This is a genomic window from Paraburkholderia sp. BGA-UO-ETr-F21, assembly GCF_059567925.1.
This window is the reverse complement of the sequence record NZ_JCAQOY010000037.1, coordinates 317,323-336,542: the sequence shown is the minus strand read 5'-3', so window position 1 is coordinate 336,542 and position 19,220 is coordinate 317,323. Positions and strand designations below refer to the sequence as shown.

Here is a 19,220-nt window from a genome sequence, read left to right as displayed (position 1 = left end):
CGACGACCAGAGGTGACGGATCATGTTGAACCAGACTGAAATTGCCTCCCCTACGGCAGCTCGCAAGAAGGATTCGCTCGGCTGTCTTTCGAACCAACTGCACAAGGACCTCGAACTCGAAGCCGGCGACTTCACGTTTTATCGCAAGTGCCGTCGCCAGGAAAAGACCAGCGAAGTGGTCACGCCCGCGTCCGACCGCGGCGTCCTGATCGGCGTGTCGCTCGGCACCGGCCATCGCCGGCGCATTATCTCGGGCAGCCGCTCGGCCATGCACGAGTTCGACCGCGACTCGGTCTACATTCGCAATTTCGAAGAGGACTACCGCGCCGACCTGCACGGCGCATTCGATTTCGTGCTGGTGGAATTTTCGCGCGCGTTCATCGCGAACACCGGCTACGAACGAAGCGGCACGAACATGACCGGCTTCTCGGCACGGCCGGGCCTCAAGGACCCTATCTTCGGCCACCTCGCGCAGGTGCTCGCGCTCGCGCTGGATCGTACGAGCGAGGCAAGCCCGTTGTTCATCGAGCAACTCGGCGTCGCCATCGGAACGCATCTGGTCGATCGGTACGGCAGAGCGCCGGCGCAATCGGTCAGGTCGGGCCGGCGACTCTCGAGCCTGCAAGAGGCGCGTGCCAAAGACATGCTGCTCGCGAAGACCCAAGGCAGTGTTTCGCTCGAAGAGATCGCGAACGCCTGCAACCTGTCGCGCAGCTATTTCATCCGTGCGTTTCGCGAGACCACGCATCGCACGCCGCATCAGTGGCTGCTGGAGCAGCGTATCGAACGCGCTCGCCAGCTGCTTCGCGGTTCCGATTCGTCACTGTCGGAGATTGCCATCGCCTGCGGCTTCGCCGATCAGAGCCACTTCACGCGCACCTTCACGCAACTGGTCGGCACGCCGCCGGGAAGCTGGCGCCGACGCGCCGGCAACTGAGCGGATCGCGGGGCGCCCGACTCGCGCAAGGGGCGACTGAGCCGGGTGGTCATTGGGCGCGGGTGCAGCCGCGGCCACTGGCGCAGCCTTAGCCTCAGTCACCGCCGCAGCCGCAGCCTCAGCCGCAGCCTCAACCACATCCGCACCAATAGACTTTCCTACAAACCATCGCACTAACATGCAAGACACGCGGGCCAGGGGCGCGGTACCTTCCCTCCTACCAGCCCCGGCGCATGCAACCCCTCTCCCCTATCTCCGCCGGCCCATCGACGTCGCCTCCGTACCTCGCTCGATATCCTCAACCGGTCAACGCCATGATGGAAATAGGCAGCTTTCAGATCGATCTGGAAATGCGCACTTTGCGGCGCAACGGCGAAGTCGTGCGTCTCGGATCGCGCGCGTTCGACATTCTTGTCGTGGTCGCTTCGGCGGGCGGCCGTCTCGTTACGAAAGACGAGTTGATGAACGCTGTCTGGCCCGACACCATCGTCGAAGAGAACAACATTCAGGTCCATCTATCGGCACTGCGCAAGGTGCTCGGGACGGAGCGCGACCTGATCCTCACCGTGCCCGGGCGCGGCTATCAGTTGGTGCCGCGCAAGAAAAACGCACTGCTCGATGAAGCCCGTTCGCCGACCGCCTGTGGCCGCCGCCTTCCCCCGTCCAAGTCCGGCTTGCTGGGGCGCGACGCCGAGATCGAACTGATCCGCTCGATGCTGCGCCGGGCGCATGTATTGACGCTGGTCGGCGCGGGCGGCATCGGCAAGACCCAGCTTGCGATCGAAGCAGCTCGCCATAGCGCGGCCGAGTTTGCCGACCCGGTCTGCTTTGTCGAACTCGCTGCGTTGACCACGCCGGAAGCCGTGCTCTGCGCCGTTGCCGAAAGCTGCGGACTGGCTCTCCCCAGTGCGCAGATCGACGTGAGGCGCGTGGCCGCGGCGCTTGCCGGCAAGCCCAGGCTTCTTCTGCTCGACAACGCGGAGCATGTGGTGGGCGCCGTGGCGCAAATCGTCGACGCGCTGGTGGCCGGCAACCCGGACCTGCGTGTGCTCGTCACGAGCCGGGAGCCGCTGCGCATCATGGCCGAGACGTTATTCCGGGTCGAGCCGCTCGATGTGCCGCCGCCGGATGCCGGCGACGCGGACATCCTGCGATGCGCCGCGGTCAGCCTGTTCGTTCTGCGCGCCAATTCCCTGCAGAGGACCGTCGCCACCGATAGCGCGGAGCTACGCCTCGTCGGCGAAATCTGCCGCCGCCTGGACGGCATTCCGCTCGCGATCGAACTGGCCGCCGCACGCGTCGTCGCACTCGGTGTGGAGGGCGTGTGCCGCCGGCTCGACGACCGCATGGCGATTCTGGCGGGCGGTTATCGCACCGCGCTGCCGCGCCATCAAACCTTGCGCGCCACGTTCGACTGGAGCTTCGCGCTGCTCGACCCGGTCACGCGGGCCGTGTTCCGCCGTCTCGCGCTATTTAGCGGCACGTTTTCTTTCGAGTCGATGTGCGCAGTGGTGTGCGACGAGGAACATACAACGGCGAATGCGATCGGCGGCATCACCGAGCTGGTGGCGAAGTCGCTCGTGAGCGTCGAGTTCGCCGGGGCCACGGCGAAATACCGGCTCTCGGAATCGACCCGGGCCTACGCGCTGGAGCAGCTCAAGGCCGAGGGCGAGCTGCGGGAGATCATTGCGCGCTACGCGTACCACGTGTCGCGCCGCTGTCAGGCCAAGTTGCCCGGTGGGATGCGAAACATCAAAAACGAGCCCGCTACTTCCCCGGATCGACAGCAAATGTTCGAGGATGCGCGGATCGCTTTCGACTGGGCGTTTTCCGCCGACGGCGACCTGCGCGTCGGGATCGAGCTGGCGTCGAATCTGGTCGATGCACTGCTTGACGCCCGACTGTTCGAAGAGTGCTGCGCACGCGCCGCACAAGCCGTCGATGCATTGGCCAGGCTACCATCGGGAACAGTGAGCGCCGCCAGCGAGAAACGCTTGCGCGCCGCGCTAGCCTCGGCTTCGCGGGCTGTTCGCGAGCCGCCGCCGGCGCCCGCGAAACCGGCACGCGCAGCGCAGGCGGCGAGGAAGCCGGTGCCGCACGCGCCGACGGCCGCCGCAACAGCGTCGCCGGCCTGCTCCATTACGACTTGATGAACTCCAGCAGGTCCGCATTCACGCGGTCCGCATGCGTCGTGCACATACCGTGCGGCGCGCCTTCATACACCTTCAGCTTCGCGTTCGGCATGATCTTCGCCGACAGCTTGCCGGAATCGTCGAGCGGTACGATCTGATCGGCATCGCCTTGCAGCACGAGCGCGGGCACCGTCACCTTCTTCAGGTCTTCATTGAAGTCGGTTTCCGAGAACGCCTTCACGCAGTCGTACAGGCCTTTGATCGAACCCAGCATGCCGATCTGCCAGAACGAGTCGATCGTGCCTTGCGAGACTTTCGCGTCCGGGCGGTTGAAACCGTAGAACGGCACGGCCAGATCCTTGAAGAACTGCGAACGGTTATTCTGCACACCCTCGCGAATGCCGTCGAACACCGACATCGGCAGGCCGCCCGGATTCGCTTCCGTCTTCAGCATGATCGGCGGCACGGCTGCGATCAGCACCGCTTTGGCCACACGCTTCGTGCCATGACGGCCGATATAGCGAACCACTTCGCCACCGCCGGTCGAATGGCCGACCATCACGATATTGGTCAGATCGAGTGCTTCGATCAGTTCGGCGAGATCGTCCGCATAGGTGTCCATTTCGTTGCCGTTCCACGGCTGCGACGAACGGCCATGGCCGCGACGGTCATGCGCAATCACGCGGTAGCCCTGTTCCGCGAGGAACAGCATCTGCGCATCCCAGGCGTCCGCATCGAGCGGCCAGCCGTGGGAGAACGTGATCGGCTGGCCCGTACCCCAGTCCTTGTAATAGATCTGCGTGCCGTCTTTGGTGGTGATATAAGCCATCGCTGTTGCTCCATTCGAGGTGATTGACCGGCATGTGCCGGCTTCCGATGCGTCAACTGAGTATTGCTGTTCTTCAGTTTTCGCCTCTTTCTGATTGCCCACATTTTTCAGATTCGCACGGCCGGCTACGCGGGCTTGTCACTCATTCCTTTTCGGTGATGCAGACGATAAGCCCATGCTAGCCGGCGACCGGCAAACTGAAAACGAACACCGTCCCGCGCGGCTCACCCGGCGCGGCCGACAACGTGCCGCCGTGCGCTTCGACAATCGATCGGCAGATGGCGAGCCCCATGCCCATGCCGGTCGACTTCGTTGTGAAGAACGCATCGAAAATACGCGGTGCGATATCCTCGCTGATCCCGCTGCCGTTATCCTGCACGGACACGATCACCACGCCCCGATCGTCGACGGAAGACGTGACGGCAAGCAGGCGCTGGCGCGCGTCGAGATGGCTCATCGCATCCGCGGCGTTCATGACGAGATTGAACAGCACCTGTTGCAATTGCACCCGGTCGGCCAGCACCGAACGGTTGGCGGCCAGATCGAGCCTGACCACGAGTCTGCGCTGTTCAATTTCAGCCGCCGCCAGTTCGAATACTTCGCGCACGACGTTGTCGACATAGGTCGGCACGAAGCTCGGCTTGGCCTCCTTTGCAAGCGACTGCAACGCGCGGATGATTTCACCCGCGCGCTTGCCGTCTTTCACGATATCGCGCAAGCCGCCCAATGCTTCCGGAATGTCCGGCACCGGCCGGTTGAGCCAGCGCACGCCCGCGCTCGCGTTCGACACGATCGATGCGAGCGGCTGATTGATCTCGTGGGCGATCGAGGCGGCGAGTTCGCCCATCGTGGAGGCGCGCGAGGCTTTCGCCAACTCGAGCTTGGCATTCTGCAACGCCAGTTCGGTGGTATGCCGGTCGGTGAAATCCGTGACCACGCCGACAAAGCTGCTCACGCCCGAGGGCTCGCCGAGCACTTCGAGATATTTGACCGTACCGTCCGGCACGACGACGCGGAACTTCTGCCGGAACGGCGTGCGATCGCGCGCGGCCTGCTCGACGGTCTGCTGATAGAAGGCGACGTCTTCCGGATGAATCCGCTCGAGGATCGCCTGGGTGCCAGGCCCCACGTCTTCCTGCGGCAGGCCGAACACGTTGTAAAGCTCTTTCGACCAATACCGTTCGCCCGTCAGACTGTTCCAGATGTAGCTGCCCGAGCGGCTGATCCTTTGTCCGAGCGCGAGCGCCTCTTCGCTCATGCGCAAAGCCATTTCGGTTTCCTGGCGGCGCCTGTTTTCCTCCACCAACTCGGCATAGAGGCGCGCCGTTTCGAGCGAAATGGCCGCTTGCGACGCCAGCATTTCGAGCACCGACGTGCGGGTCTCCGTGAACACGCCCGCGCTCAGGTTGTTCTCCAGATACAGCGCACCAATGGCATTACCCTGCTTGACGAGCGGCAGACAGCATACGGAACGAACCAGCCGCTTCGAAAAGGCCACGTCGAACGAAAAGCGCGCATCGCGTTGCGCGTCTTCCACCACGACCGGCTTGCGCGTGCGCAACGCCGTGTAGTACACCGAGGCGGGCAGATCCTCGCGCGTGAGCCTGTCGCCGCCCAACGTCACCTGAACGCCGTCCGCCGTATCCCGCCCGCTCGCCTCGATGACCGGCACATTGCCCTTCGACAGGATCAGCATGCCGTTCTGCGCGCCGGCGTGAACGATGGCCAGTGTCACGAGCGTGCGGATGAGTTTCTCGAGCACGATCTCCTCGGACAACGCCTGCGACGACTTCAACACAGCCACGAGGTCGAACTGATGCTGGGCATCGGCGATTTCAATCGAGGGGCGCGACGCTACCGGCTGTTCGGCCGGGAGGCGCGCCGGACCATCGCCGCGTTCGAGTTGCTCGACCTTGGCGAGCGCGCCCCAACGCGTGTAGCTTTCGATCGCGCGCCGGCGGTGGTGACGCGCCGCGCTGACGAGGCCGTTCGCCTCGCAGCATACGGACGCCAGTTCGTGGGCGAGCGCGTTGCTGTGATTGAAGCCGCTTTCGGAGGCCGCCGCCGCGGCCTGTTCGTAGAGCGCCATCGCCGCGAGCGGCGCGCCGTTCAGACGCGCCACCTCGGCCTCGATCAGCAGCAGCTTGTCCTGGAAGGTCGCGGGATTGAGGCGCGCCCAAATTTTCAGTTTCGCGAGATGCGGTTCGATGCGTGCGACGGCGCCGGCTGCATCGGCATCGCCCGAGTAGACCTTGGCGAGATTCAGCGCCGTGTAGAAGTGATAGTCCAGCAGATGGATATGCGCGGGGGTCGACCACTTCAACTCGCCAGCTTCGGCAAGGCAATAACGCGCGTTCGGGTAGTCACCGTGGGAATAGCAGGAGATGCCCTTGAACAGCCAGATCCAGAAACGCAGCGTCGTCATCTGGGTGTCGAGCAGATCGGCGTCGAACGTCATGCGGCCGTCCACCACGACGCCGAAGTTGCCCGGCAGTCCAGGGCCGCCCGTCAAACTGTGAACGTAGCGCTTCTGCAGTTCCAGAATGTCTTCCACGTCCTTGAAACGCACGCGCCTCGCGAATGACAGGCCGAGATCGATTTCCCTGTCGACCTGTTCCAGCGGCGCGCCGATCGTCAGCAGATCCGACACGATGTGGTTGCACGAGTAGCAGCTCATGGTCAGATCGCCGCTCGGGCGCGCCGATTCGAAGGCATCGCGCGCGCAGTCCAGCACGTAGGGCAGCGGCTGCGTCCAGACGGCGACCGTGTCGAGCGCGACCAGCACGCTCGTGGCGACTGTGTTGAAGCCGCGCTCCTTCACCAGCGTGCGCGCGAGCCGCGAGAACTCGAAGCCTTCCTCGTAGCGGCCGAAAAATTCCGCCACGCACACACCGAACCACGATAGACAATGCGCCGAAGCCGCGGTGATGCCGTGATCGACGGTGAGCTGCACCATCCGGCACAGATGCAGGAAGCCCAGACGTTCGTTCACGAACGATGCAGGCGCATAGACGCTCGCCAGCAGATTCATTTCCGATTCGATTTTCTCGTCGCGCAACCTCGGTAAATCCGCGAGCGAGGCGATGCTTCGCGTCTTGAGCGATTCGTTGAGCCGGCTGTATGCGGCTTCGACATCGGCGGCTTCGGGATAGCGCGGCAGATACGTGCCGAAGAGCTTGACGCCTTCGAGCGCGGTCTCGACAGCTGCTTCATAGTCCGACAGATGCTGCTGCATGTCGACCTTCAGCTTGTAGACCGATACGCGAGCGACGACCGACAGGTCCTGGCGCAGCAGCCTCGCGATCTCCGCGCCGGCGGCATCAAAGTTCGCATTCAGGATGTGGCACTGCACCCGCAGCACCCCGATCTCGTAGCCGAACGACTGCGCGTAGTCCACCTCGCTCGCGTCGAGCAGTGTCTGCGCGACGTCGAGATAACTCAGTGCGGACTGGATGGCGATCGCTTCTTTTGCGTGGCGCGCCGCCTGCAGACAGATCTTCGCGAACCCAGCCGTTTCGTCCGGATCCAGGCCGCGCAGCGCGCCGGCCGCCTGAGCCCGTTCGATATGATGCGCGATGTCGAAGGCCGACTGGCTCATCGCCCGCGCGTCGAAATCTTCCGTCAGAATGGCGGCGATGCGGGCATGTTCGATACCGCGCCCGTCAGCGGGAGTCAGCGCGTATGCGGCTTCCTGAACCCGGTCGTGGGCGAAAGCGAAACCGGTCCGGTCGGATACCACCAGGCCGGCCTCGATGGCCGGTTGCAGCCGCCGCTCCAGTTCCGCGCCACCGTCATGATCGATCCGCGTCAGCGTCGAGCGGTCGAGCCGGCGGCCCATGAACGCCAGCAGCCTGAGCACGGCCTGGGCCTCGCGCGGCAAGCGCGACAGCCGCGCCACCATCAGATCGACCACGTTATCGGACGATTCGTACTCGCCGATCCGGTCGATATCGTAGGTCCAGCGCCCGGCCATGCCGTCATAAGCGATCAGTTGGTGATCGGCCAGCGCGAGCAGCAGTTGCTTGATGAAAAACGGATTGCCCCCGGTCTTCTCGTGGACGATCACCGCCAGCGGATAAACCTGCGCGGCGTCGCAATGCAGCGCGTCGGCGAGCAGCGCCATGACATTCGCGATATCGAGCGGGCCGACGGCGAGCGTGGCGACGTGCGCAGCGGCGCTCGGCAGCGAGTTGAGAAATGCCTTGAACTTCGGCGACCGGTCCACCTCGTTATCACGATAGGCGCAGATCAGCAGCACATGGCGGATCTCGACGGTCGCCAAGAATTGCGCAATGAACTTCAACGTGGCGTCGTCGAACCAGTGCACGTCGTCGAAGAACAGGACCAGCGGATGCGCCTGCGTCGCGAACACGGACAACAGGCGCGTGATCAGCGCCTGGAAACGCAGTTGCGCTTCGACCGGCGGCAGATCCGGCACCTCCGGCTGCTCGCCGAGCACCAGCTCCAGTTCCGGAATGAAGCTCACGATCAGTTTGCCCTGCGCGCCGACCGCCTCGCGCAGCACGTCGCGCCAGCGCGCGAGTTCGCTGTCGCTCTCACCCAGAATGCGCTGGAACAGCGAGCGTATCGCCTGCATCAAGGGCGCGTAGGGAGCGTTCTGCCCGTACTGTTCGAGCTTGCCCGAGGCGAACAGCGTAGGCGTTTGCGCGGTCGCACGGTGCACGCTTCGCACGAGTTCGGACTTGCCCGCGCCCGAGTAGCCGGACACGAAAATGAGCTGCGCCGCGCCCTGCTGCGCATTGCGCTCGAAGGCTTCGAGCAGCGCGTTATATTCGTGCGCACGGCCGAACAGGCGATGCGTGACAGCAAGGTTCCTGACGTTGTCTTCCGCGGCCGGCTCGAATGGCGCGATGTGCTGCATCTCGTTCCAGTCGGCCAGACAACGCCGCAAATCGGCTTCGAGACCCGACGCGCTTTGATAACGATCCGCCGGGCTTTTCGCCAGCAGCTTGAGGACGATCGAACTCAGCACCGTGGGCAGCGACGGACGAAACTGCCGCGGATCGGCGGGCTGACGGGCGACGTGGTTGTAGACCCATTCGAGCGCATCCGCTGCTTCGAAAGGAAGGCGGCCGGTCAAGAGTTCGTATAACGTCACGCCGAGTGAATAGAGATCGCTTCGCTCGTCGGCCTGGCCTTCGGCGCGCCTCGCCTGCTCCGGCGACATATAGGCGAGCGTGCCGTACAGGATATCCGGCGACTCGGCGCAAGGATCCGCCGCGAGATGGAAGGCGTCGCGAAATCCCAGCAAACGAACCGTACCGTCAGGGCCTTCCAGCAGATTGGACGGCTTGAGGTCGCGATGCAAAACGCCGCGCCTATGCGCGAGCCGCAGAGCACGCGCGGCACCGACCGCGATGCGCAGGAAACGGCCGAGCGCGATCGTGCCGTCGGCAGGCGGCAGAAGCAGCGCGCCGCCATTGTCTTCGTACACGAGTATCGGGCCGCGCGCGAGCTGGACGAGCGCGAGTGGTCGAACGCCCCACGCCGAGTCGAGTTTGTCGGCCGGCGCGAACTCCTGCGCGAGACGCCGGGAGACGGCCTCGGAGGGCGCATCAGCCGGCACCGCGACCAGCCACGACTGCGCGCCGTCCTGCCTGCTCGCGCGATAGCGCACGATATTGCCGTCGACCAGCAGCGCTTCGAGCATGAGCTGATCGAACCAGACCTGGTCGAAATGCGCCGTGGCGCCGGCATCAGGCGACACTGCACGCAATCCGTCGGCAAATGCCTCGGTGCTCAATTCACTTCCCCTTCCTTCTAATGGCTAGCTGGATCAGCTCTAGCAGAGTGTCATCCGCAAACGGTTTGCGCACGAACCCGACGGCGCCGCGTTGCATCGCACGCCGAACGGTTTCGTCGTCGCCATGCGCCGACATGAGCACGACGGGAATTTGCCTATGATCCTCTTGCAGTCGACGTTGCACGTCGAGACCCTGCATGCCCTGCATTCTGAGATCGAGCAACACGCACAACGCGTCGTCGACCACCGGCGAGGCGAGAAATGCCTCGCCCGACGCAAACGTCATTGTCGTGTAGCCCACCGACCTGAGAAGGTTGCCGAGAGCGCTGCGTAACGACGCGTCGTCGTCGACGATGCAAATAAAGCTCATAGCTGCGGATACCCACATTGCACCAACGTCATGCCGCCACTCGATTTCTGGCGCGAACTTCAATGTTTCAGGTGCGCCCCGCCCGGCGTCATGCTGACCTTGCGCCGCGCTTGCACGCGACGCACGAGCAGAGGCACGATCCCATTCCTTTGCATGTTAGGGGCCGGCCGGCGCTTCGCACTATCACACTTAGGTATGACGCCGTGATGCACGCCGGCGCTCCCGGCCACGTCCTGCATCGGCTGTTCCGTCATCCGCATGCTGGCTGGCATCGCGCTCGCGAACCCTTCCATCTGAACCGTTTGCCTCAAGCCGCCACCTTCGTGAGCTGGCTCAGATACGCGTGAATCTGACTCACTACGGCAGCCCCGTCGCCCACCGCCGCCGCGACCCGTTTCGCGGACTCCGATCGCACGTCACCAACCGCGAACATGCCCGGCACACTGGTTTCGAGCGGATAGCGCGCGCTCGACTCGGAGAAGCCGTGCTCGCTGCGCGCGAAGCCGGTCACGACGAAGCCCCGGTTGTCGAGTTCCACGCCGCTCGAACCGAGCCAATCCGTTTTCGGGTCCGCGCCGATGAAAAGAAACAGGTGGCGCGTGGAAATCACTTCGTCCGCGCCCTCATCCTCATGGCGGATATGCACCTCGGTCAGTCCGCTTTCGTCGCCGCCGAGTTCGCGTAGCACGCAGCGCGTGCAAAGCGTCACATTCGGCAAGGACCCGATCCGGTCGATCAGGTATCTGGACATGCTCGCGTTGAGATCCGCGCCGCGTATCAGCACGCGAATGCTGCGCGCGAAGTTAGCCAGAAACACGACCGCCTGGCCCGCGGAGTTGCCGCCGCCCATCAGCACGATGTCTTGCCCTTTCACGAGCTTGGCCTCGATTGTCGATGCCCAGTAGAACGTGCCGCGCCCTTCGAAACGGTCGAACCCGGGCACCGTCGGCTTGCGGTACGCCGCACCGCTCGCCACCACGACGGTGCGCGCGCTGATGCGCTGCTCGTCCTCCAGCGTGAGCATGAAGATGCCGTCATGGCGGCTCACGTCCATGACCTTGCCGGGAATCGCCAGATGCGCGCCGAACTTCAAGGCCTGCTGGAACGCGCGGGCCGCGAGCGCCTGGCCCGAAATGCCGGTGGGAAAGCCCAGATAGTTCTCGATACGGGAACTCGCGCCGGCCTGGCCGCCCGGCGCCCGCTGGTCGAACACGGCGACCGACAGGCCTTCGGTGGCCGCATACACGGAGGCGGCCAGTCCCGCCGGTCCGGCGCCGACGATCGCCACGTCATAAACGCGCGATTGCTCGAAGGTCGGCACAAGGCCGAGGCACGACGCGAGCTGCGCCTCGTCCGGCGCGCGCAGCACGTAGCCGTTCGGACAGAATACCAGCGGGAAATCGCCCGGACCGGTCGTCATGCCGCCCAACAGCTTCATGGCTTCGGGATCGGTGCGGGCGTCGATCACCATCGCCGGATAAGCATTGCGGCGCAGGAAACCTTGCAGCCGGATCAGCCGCGCGTCGTCGCCATTGCCGACGATCACCGGTCCGAGCCCCTGCTCGATCAACCCGAGCCGCCGCAGAATCAGCGCGCGCATGATGTGCTCGCCGAGTTGTGCATCGGCGACGATCAGCGCGCGCAAGCGCTCCGGCTCGATCACGAGCGTCTCGACGTCCGTCAGCGCGATGCCGTCGATCAACGCCGGCTTGCCGGAGAGCTGCGCCATTTCCGCCATGAAGTGGCCGTCGTCATGTTCGGTGACGACGGTCGAGCGCCCGAAGCTGTCGCGCGACTCGATCCGCACGCGGCCATGCAGCAGCACGAACAGGCCGAGCGCCACCTGCCCGGTTTCGAAGATCAGTTCGCCGGCCCTGAACGACATCGGCCGCGCGAAGCGCCGCAGGCTAGCGATCTCCGCGGCGGAAAGACGGGGGAACATCTGATGCCTGCGATATTCCAGCGAGGAATACGGAAACTCGAGTTCCGAGGGCGTGGTTGCGTCGACGGAGATGTCCGGAGTGCTCATAGCTTGACCTCATCTGGCCCGTTGCCGTAGCGACGGTTTGCCGATAGCGCGTGCGCTACCGCTTGCTGTTCAATACCCTCTTGCTGCTGCCCAATACCTCTACCAGCCGAACTTGAGTTCGGCGCCCACGTAGTCGGCGTTGCGCGCGCCCAGATCGCGCAGTGACGGACCGACCTGAAAATGCACGGCTTCCAGCGCCGCCGCAAGATTGGCGGCAACCGCATAGTCGGCGCGCAGTTGCGTATAGAAACCGGTCCACGGGGTGCCATGCCCCGCCGTCCCCGGCACGACCGACGACCCCTGGCCGTACACTGCGTCCGCGGTGGTCTGACGCCATTGCAGGCCGACGCCGGCCAGCAGCGTGAGCTTGCTGCTCGGCTTGAGGATGAGCGTCGGCTTGACGTGCACCAGATTCGTGTAGCCGGTGTAGCCGGCCAGCGCGAAGTAGTAGCCGTTCGGAAAGAGCGGATTGAAGGTGCCGATGCGCCCGTCTCCCGGATGACTATCGCCCGAAGCGGCGTCCACCTGAATGCCGAGGCGCGGCGTCCACGGCAACGAGGTCAGCGTATAGCCGGCCAGCGAGCCGACCGCCCACGCGCCGATGGTCTTGCTGCCGACATGTCCGGACTGATACATCGCCTCGACGTCCCAGTCGATCGGCGCGACATTGCCGGCGTAGCGCGCGTCGAACACGTCGCGGTGTTCGTCGCCACTCGCGTCGAGGAACTTCGCGTTATTGCGGTTGTAGCGCGAGTAATACGCGGACAGATCGCCCGGCCCGACGTTCTTGCGCTCCACGCGCACGCCGCTGAATGTCAGATCGCGATTGGAGACGTCGTCGAAATCCGAGTTGTCGCGGTATTGGACCGGCTGCGTTGCGTAGGCGATCCAGCGCCACGGGCCGGTTTCATAGTCGGCCCAGATCGCGTCGAACGCCTGACGCACGTTCGGGCCGTCACGCACGGACACGAAACGCTGCAAGTCGAACGCCATTTCCTGGCGGCCGACGCGAAACTTCACCGTACCGGGCCCGAGTGGCTCGGTAATCGCCACGAACGCCTGGCGCAGATCCAGCGGGTTCTTGTCGACCGGCGTAACGACATCCTTGCCGTAAGGCCGCGCGTCTTCGAATTGCGTGAAGATCTGCACATGAGGGCCGAGGCGCACGTCCGCGTGAACTTCGAGCCGCTGCAGCAGGTAGGTGTCGTCGTGCGCCGCGCCGAGGCCGAACAGCGGCGCGTCGTTGATTTCGAGCCGTTCGCGCAGCACCATGCCGAGCGAAATATACGCGTCCGGATTGCCGAACAGCGGAATGTACTTCAGCGAATCAAAGGGCTTTTTCGGCACGCAGGGATTGGCCAGCGCCGACCAGTTTTCCTGCCAGCGATTGAACATGATCGCGGGCCGCGTGCACGAGGTTGCGGCAGCGCCGGCTGCGGTCGTCGCGGCCGCCGTGCTGCCGGTCGTGGACGTGTCGTCCGCGCCGCCGAGCGCGGTGTCCGCAGCCACAGCCGGCAGCGCCGCCGCCAGCCCCGTGCTGATCAGCAACGCGCGGATGGCGCGGCGCATGCGCCGCACTCTGAACGGCGCCACGACGTTTGCCTCACTTGCCATCATGCACTTCGGCAATGTACCCACCCGGGAATTCGAGCATCGCGGTCTTGCCCGCTCCGCTCGCATACGCCGGGTACACCACCTTCGCGCCGGCCGTTTGCGCGCGCTCCAGCGTCTGCGCCACGTCGGCGACGCCGTAGCCGGTGGTTTCACGCCCGAACGGGAACGGCAGCTTGCCGTCCGTCACGAACACGACCATGCGGCCGAAGCCCGACGTGATACGGATCTCGCGCACCGTCTCGCCCGGGCGGCCGATCACGCCGGCATCCGCGCGCGGGTTGTCCGACACCACCTTGCCGTGCGAGAAGTGCAGCCAGCGGCGCACGAAGTTGTTCGCTTCATAACGCGACACGTACACGCGGTTGTCGGGCACGCTTTGCAACGGCGCGTAATTCGGCGCCTTGGTGTGCCAGTAGAGCTGCATCGTCAGGCCGCCCGGCCATTGAATGATCGCGTCCTTGCCGATCGGATCGTCGAACGGCTCGACCAGCACGTCGGCTCCGGCCGCGCGCGCCGCTTTCACGCCCTGGTCGATATCCGTGACGAGGTAGCCGGTGCGCTCATTGCCGAACGGATAGGGAACCGGCGTCTCGAAGCCGAACACCGACAGCATGCCGACCGGCGTCTGCACGTATTGCGAGGCCGTCTTGCTCGGCGTCGGCGTCACGGTGAAGACCGCGCGCGGCGAGGCCTTGCCGCCGAAGGTCGCGAGGAAACTGTTGACGAACGCGTCGAGGTCGGCGGAGGCGACGTACACATGCGTGGTGTCGTACTGCGAACCGACCGACACGTCCGGGTGTTTCACCAGCGCGGCCTTGCTGCCTGGCACTTCCGGCGGCCCCGCATCGGCGAGGGCTGACGAAACCGGCGTGAACCCGACCAGCAGCGCGGCGCACACGAGCGCAATGGAACGGTAACTATGAAGCGACTTGAACATTTGACTATCCGTTTGAGTGGGCAAAAATTTGAGTGACGGTCCCCGCACGGCACCCCGTCTGGCGAACTGCACGCGCCTCGCGCATCAACCGCCTTCCTTGCTCGCGTCAGGCTTTTGCACGGCGGCGCCCTTGAGCGGTTCGGCGAGCTGCGCCGTGGCCGTCTGCGTGAAGAGTTGCGCCTTGACGACCGGGATCGCGTGCTCGCCCAGCACCATGCCGAGCAGGCCCGCAAGCGCGATCAGCGGCGGCGCCGGTGACTGAACCTTGAGCAGCCAGTAGAGGAGCCCGATGCCGAAGCCGACTCCGAGTGAAATGATGTAGCCCATGCCTGTCTTCCTTTCTGTCAACCATTCATCAATTCGGCCAGTCGGATCCCAGCACCAGTCCGCAGAAATTCAGGCGGCGATAGTTCGGATCCCACCGGTCCAGTACGTCGGCATTCACGGTCCCGAAGGTCGTCTCGGGCCGATGCGCCATGCCGTGCGCGTATGCGTCGATCAGCTTCTTCTTGAAGCCGGATTCGCGCGGATACGCCTGGACGATTTCGTCGCGCTGATGCGCGGTGAATTCGTCGTATCGCGCGCCCCGCACGTCCATCTGTACGCCGGCGCTGATGAGCGCAACCAGCGCCGACAGGTGTTCCGGAATGCCCGGCGTGGTGTGCAAGGCGATCCCCACCCACACTTCTTCGATCTCGCGCTCGGCCACGCGGTGCTGGCGCAGAAAATCGCGCGCGGCATTCGCGCCGTCCACCTCGAAGCGGTATGGCGAGCGCTCATACTTCGCGTTCAGGCCCACGTTGTGAAACATCGCGCCGACATACAGCAGTTCCGCGTCGAAGGTGAGGTTCTCGCGGTGTCCAATCAGCGCGGCGAACAGGAAGGCCCGCAGCGCGTGATGAAACATCAGTTCGGACTCCGTGCCGCGGATCAGGTCAGTTGCCGCCTCGGCCATGACACCGTCTGGGATGTCAACACCGGCAATGCGCTTCTTCATGTCAACTCCTCCGTGTCAGCCCCTTTCCCGACGCGTCTTCACGCATGCCGACCGGACGTCGCGACCCGCCCGCGTGGCGAATCGATGAGAGTCCAGGGACTATCCACCGCAGCGTAGCGAAATAAATCTATAAAGACTTTGGGGGATTCTTAAAAACCCTTAATCGCTACGCTACTTATGCGAATCTGCTCACAGCGTCAGTTCGTGGAAGCGCCGCACGCCATCACGAATCCATTTCAGCAGGCCGCCGCCGCTCTCATCCAGATTCGACGGCGAGGCCAGCAGCATTTCCTCCGTCGCATGGTGTTCCGACAGCAGCCGGCACATCTCCTTGACCACTTCCGGCCGCTGTGTGAGAACGGGCGTCAACGCGCTCTTGTCGAGCCGGAAGACCGTGGCGCGCGTCAGCGCCCGCACCACCACCGCAGTCTTGACACCCGCAAGAATCCCCGACTGACCGATCGAGTCGCCCGGCGCGAGCCTGCGCAGTTCGATCTCGCCACCGTCTTTCTGCACGACCACTTTGGCCACGCCCTGCGCCAGAATGTGCAGCTCGTGGCCGCTTTCATCCGCCGCGGTGTAGATCGTGTCGCCGGCATCGAACTCGTGCTGGGTCAGCTTCGTGGCCAGTTCGGCGAGTTCGTCGCGCGCCAGCGTCTGGAAGATCAGCACGTTGCGCAAGAGCCGCAGCTTCTCGTCGGCGGTGCCGCCCGTCACGGGTTCGGGCACCGACAACGGCCGCAACACCACCCCGCGCGAAAGCAGATGGCGGTGTGCGAGATCGAACAGGTCGTTGCGCACGGTGATTTTCTTGGCCAGCTCGCTGACGAAACAGACGATCTCGTACTCGATCGCGTCGTTGGTGGCGCGCCGCACGCTCACCACCGGCTTCGGATCGTCCAGCACATCGCGCGAACTTTCGGCGGCGCTCGCGAGCGCCTCCAGCACGAGCGCCGGCCGGATCGACGGCTTGATGGGCAGCACCACGCTAATGCCGTGCGTATGCGACGGTTCGTTGGCGTTGACGATGTGCGCGCGCGCCGCCACGCTGTTCGGAATCACGACGATGTTGCCCTGCCCGTTGAGCAGGCTCGTTGCGCGCCAGTTGCTCTCTACCACCTTGCCTTCCACGTCGCCGATCGTCACCCAGTCGCCGAGGCGAAATGGCTCGGTCGCATTCAGCACGACGCCGGAGAACACGTCGTTGAGCGTGCTCTGGATCGCGAGGCCCAGCACGACCGCGAGCGCGCCCGAGGTGGCAAGCAGGCCGCGCACCGGCAACTGCAACACGAAGGCAATCGCGCCGACTGCGGCGGCGAGAAACACCAGCGCGCCGAACACGTCCTGAAACAATCGCTCCTTGTGCCATGCCTCAGGCAACACCACACGATCGAGCAGAATCGTGACAAGCCGCGCCCCTTGCAGCCACCACACGATCTCCAGCACCTGCGCGAGCAGATGACGCAGCGGCTCGTCCGGCCACGGCGCCGCGCGCAGCGGATTCATGCCATAGCTGAACAGCACGTAGCTCGACAGAGCGAACATCAGCGCGCGAAACGCGAGCCGGGTCTGGTCGCTCTTGCGGCTCATGAAACGCCACGCGAGAAAATCGAGGACCAGAATGACCAGTCCAAACAGCACGCCGTCGGTCAGGGTCGGCATAAAGGTCCTCGCTCGCGTGGTGCCACGAAACGGGCGTGATCAGAACGCGAAGCAGCTACATCCCAACGCGCCCCAGAAACCATTCGAATCGCTGACCGGCACGTTCTTGCGCCACGCCCAACCGTGCGCATGCGCATGCACGCCGCACAGATTCACGCAGCCGTCCACGCATGCCACCGCCGTCGGCTTGTAGCGGCTATAGCCGCCGAATTCCGCCACCGGTGACCATGACGGGCTGACCGGCAGATCCGGCGGCGCGAGCGGCGCGAACTCATCGTCCGCGTAGACGACCTTGCCGCCCACCACCGTCATGTTCGAGGTCAGGAACTTGATGCGGCTCTCGTCGACGGTGAAAAAGTCTTCGCTCAACACCGCGAAGTCCGCGAATTGACCCGGCACCAGCGCGCCCTTTCTGTCATCTTCGTTCGAGAACCAGGCGCTGCCCACCGTATAGCGGCGCAATGCCTCCATGCGATCGAGTTTGTTCTCGCTGCCATACATCGCGGTGCCGCCGACCGTTTTGCCCGACACCATCCAGTACAGCGACACGAACGGATTGAAACTCGCGACGCGCGTGGCGTCCGTGCCCGCGCCGACCGGCAGGCCGGCGTCGAGCATGTGGCGGATCGGCGGCGTGCGCTTCACCGCCTCTTCGCCGTATTGATGAATGAAGTACTCGCCCTGATACGCCATCCGGTGCTGGATCGCAATGCCGCCGCCGAGCGCCTTCACCCGATCGATGTTCTTCTGCGTGATGGTCTCGCAGTGATCGAAGAACCAGCGCAGGCCATTGAACGGAATATCGGCGTTCACGCGTTCGAACACGTTCAGGAAGCGCTCGATCGATTCGTTGTAAGTGGCGTGCAGACGGAATGGCCAGCGGTTCGCCACCAGCAGCCTGACGACTGCTTCCAGTTCGGTCTCAAGCGACTCGGGCAAGTCCGGGCGCGGTTCGAGAAAGTCTTCGAAGTCCGCGGCGGAGAACACCAGCATCTCACCAGCGCCGTTCACGCGCAGGAAATCGTCGCCTTCGCCGGGCTTGGTCATCTTCACCCATTTGGCGAAGTCCTCGATTTCCTTCTTCGCGTTCTGCGTGAACAGGTTGTAGGCAATGCGCACGGTCAGTTCGCTGTGCTTCGCCATTTCCATGATGACCGCGTAGTCATCCGGATAGGCCTGATAGCCGCCACCGGCGTCGATTGCGCTCGTCACGCCGAGGCGGTTCAGCTCACGCATGAAATGGCGTGTGGAGTTGCGCTGGTCTTCCAGACCGAGCTTCGGCCCCTTTGCGAGCGTGGCGTACAACAAGCCGGCGTTGGGACGGGCGATCAGCATGCCGGTCGGGTTGCCGCGCTTGTCGCGCTGGATCTCGCCGCCCGGCGGGTTCGGCGTGTCTTTGGTGTAGCCGACCGCGCGCAGCGCCGCGGCATTGAGCAGCGCGCTGTCGTACAGATGCAGGATGAACACCGGCGTGTCCGGCGCGATCGCATTGATTTCTTCGAGCGTCGGACCGCGCCGCTCGGCGAACTGGAATTCGTTCCAGCCGCCCACCACCCGCACCCATTGCGGCGCCGGCGTGCGGGCCACCTGTTTGCGCAGCATGTCGAGCGCGTCGGCAAGCGACGGTACGCCGTCCCAACGCAACTCCATATTGAAGTTCAGGCCCCCGCGGATGATGTGCAGATGCGAGTCGTTGAGTCCGGGAATGACCGTGCGCCCTTTGAGGTCGACATGGCGCGTGGCGTCGTTCGCGTGACGCATCACGGCCTCACGCGAGCCCGCAGCGAGGACGCGGCCGTTCGCGACGGCGAGCGAATCGGCGAATGAACGCTTGTCGTCCTGCGTGGCGATCTTGCCGTTGAAGAACACGACCTCGGCCGGCGTCGATTCGGAAGTACTGGAATTCATGACGATCCTCATAGGGAGCGCTCCGCTCTCAAGCGCGGAGC

The 19,220-nt window shown here is 64.4% G+C and carries 12 protein-coding genes; 2 read left to right on the top strand and 10 right to left on the bottom strand.

Going from position 1 to position 19,220, the window contains the following annotated elements; genetic code table 11:
- The first annotated feature begins 22 nt into the window (after positions 1-22).
- Positions 23-937, top strand: coding sequence for a helix-turn-helix domain-containing protein (locus tag AC57B1_RS25190; protein WP_496419029.1), 915 nt, complete (start codon positions 23-25; stop codon positions 935-937).
- Between the two features lie 314 nt (positions 938-1,251).
- Entirely contained in the window at positions 1,252-3,087 is a 1,836-nt protein-coding gene (locus tag AC57B1_RS25185) for an ATP-binding protein (protein WP_496419028.1), read from the top strand.
- Here AC57B1_RS25185 and AC57B1_RS25180 read toward each other — a convergent pair.
- The 10 genes from AC57B1_RS25180 to AC57B1_RS25135 form a co-directional block, all read right to left on the bottom strand.
- Positions 3,077-3,898, bottom strand: coding sequence for an alpha/beta fold hydrolase (locus AC57B1_RS25180; protein WP_091803400.1), 822 nt, complete (start codon positions 3,896-3,898; stop codon positions 3,077-3,079). The genes AC57B1_RS25185 and AC57B1_RS25180 overlap by 11 nt on opposite strands.
- 178 nt (positions 3,899-4,076) lie before the next feature.
- Positions 4,077-9,662, bottom strand: a complete 5,586-nt coding sequence (locus tag AC57B1_RS25175; protein ID WP_496419027.1) for an ATP-binding sensor histidine kinase — start codon at positions 9,660-9,662, stop codon at positions 4,077-4,079.
- A gap of 1 nt (position 9,663) precedes the next feature.
- Positions 9,664-10,050, bottom strand: a complete 387-nt coding sequence (locus AC57B1_RS25170; protein WP_408353616.1) for a response regulator transcription factor — start codon at positions 10,048-10,050, stop codon at positions 9,664-9,666.
- Between the two features lie 289 nt (positions 10,051-10,339).
- A complete protein-coding gene (locus AC57B1_RS25165) occupies positions 10,340-12,061 on the bottom strand; it encodes an FAD-dependent oxidoreductase (protein WP_496419026.1) in 1,722 nt (573 codons plus the stop codon).
- A gap of 99 nt (positions 12,062-12,160) precedes the next feature.
- Complete coding sequence (locus AC57B1_RS25160) at positions 12,161-13,630, bottom strand: alginate export family protein (RefSeq protein WP_408353612.1); 1,470 nt, start codon at positions 13,628-13,630, stop codon at positions 12,161-12,163.
- Between the two features lie 34 nt (positions 13,631-13,664).
- On the bottom strand, positions 13,665-14,612 hold the full coding sequence (locus AC57B1_RS25155) for a VOC family protein (protein ID WP_496419025.1): 948 nt from the start codon (positions 14,610-14,612) through the stop codon (positions 13,665-13,667).
- 84 nt (positions 14,613-14,696) lie between these two features.
- Positions 14,697-14,939, bottom strand: coding sequence for a DUF1427 family protein (locus tag AC57B1_RS25150; RefSeq protein WP_408353608.1), 243 nt, complete (start codon positions 14,937-14,939; stop codon positions 14,697-14,699).
- A gap of 28 nt (positions 14,940-14,967) precedes the next feature.
- Positions 14,968-15,609, bottom strand: coding sequence for an HD domain-containing protein (locus AC57B1_RS25145; protein WP_496419024.1), 642 nt, complete (start codon positions 15,607-15,609; stop codon positions 14,968-14,970).
- Positions 15,610-15,798: 189 nt separating this feature from the next.
- Positions 15,799-17,271, bottom strand: coding sequence for a mechanosensitive ion channel domain-containing protein (locus tag AC57B1_RS25140; protein WP_408353604.1), 1,473 nt, complete (start codon positions 17,269-17,271; stop codon positions 15,799-15,801).
- A 39-nt stretch (positions 17,272-17,310) separates the two neighbouring features.
- Positions 17,311-19,179, bottom strand: coding sequence for an amidohydrolase (locus AC57B1_RS25135; RefSeq protein ID WP_496419023.1), 1,869 nt, complete (start codon positions 19,177-19,179; stop codon positions 17,311-17,313).
- Positions 19,180-19,220: the final 41 nt, after the last annotated feature.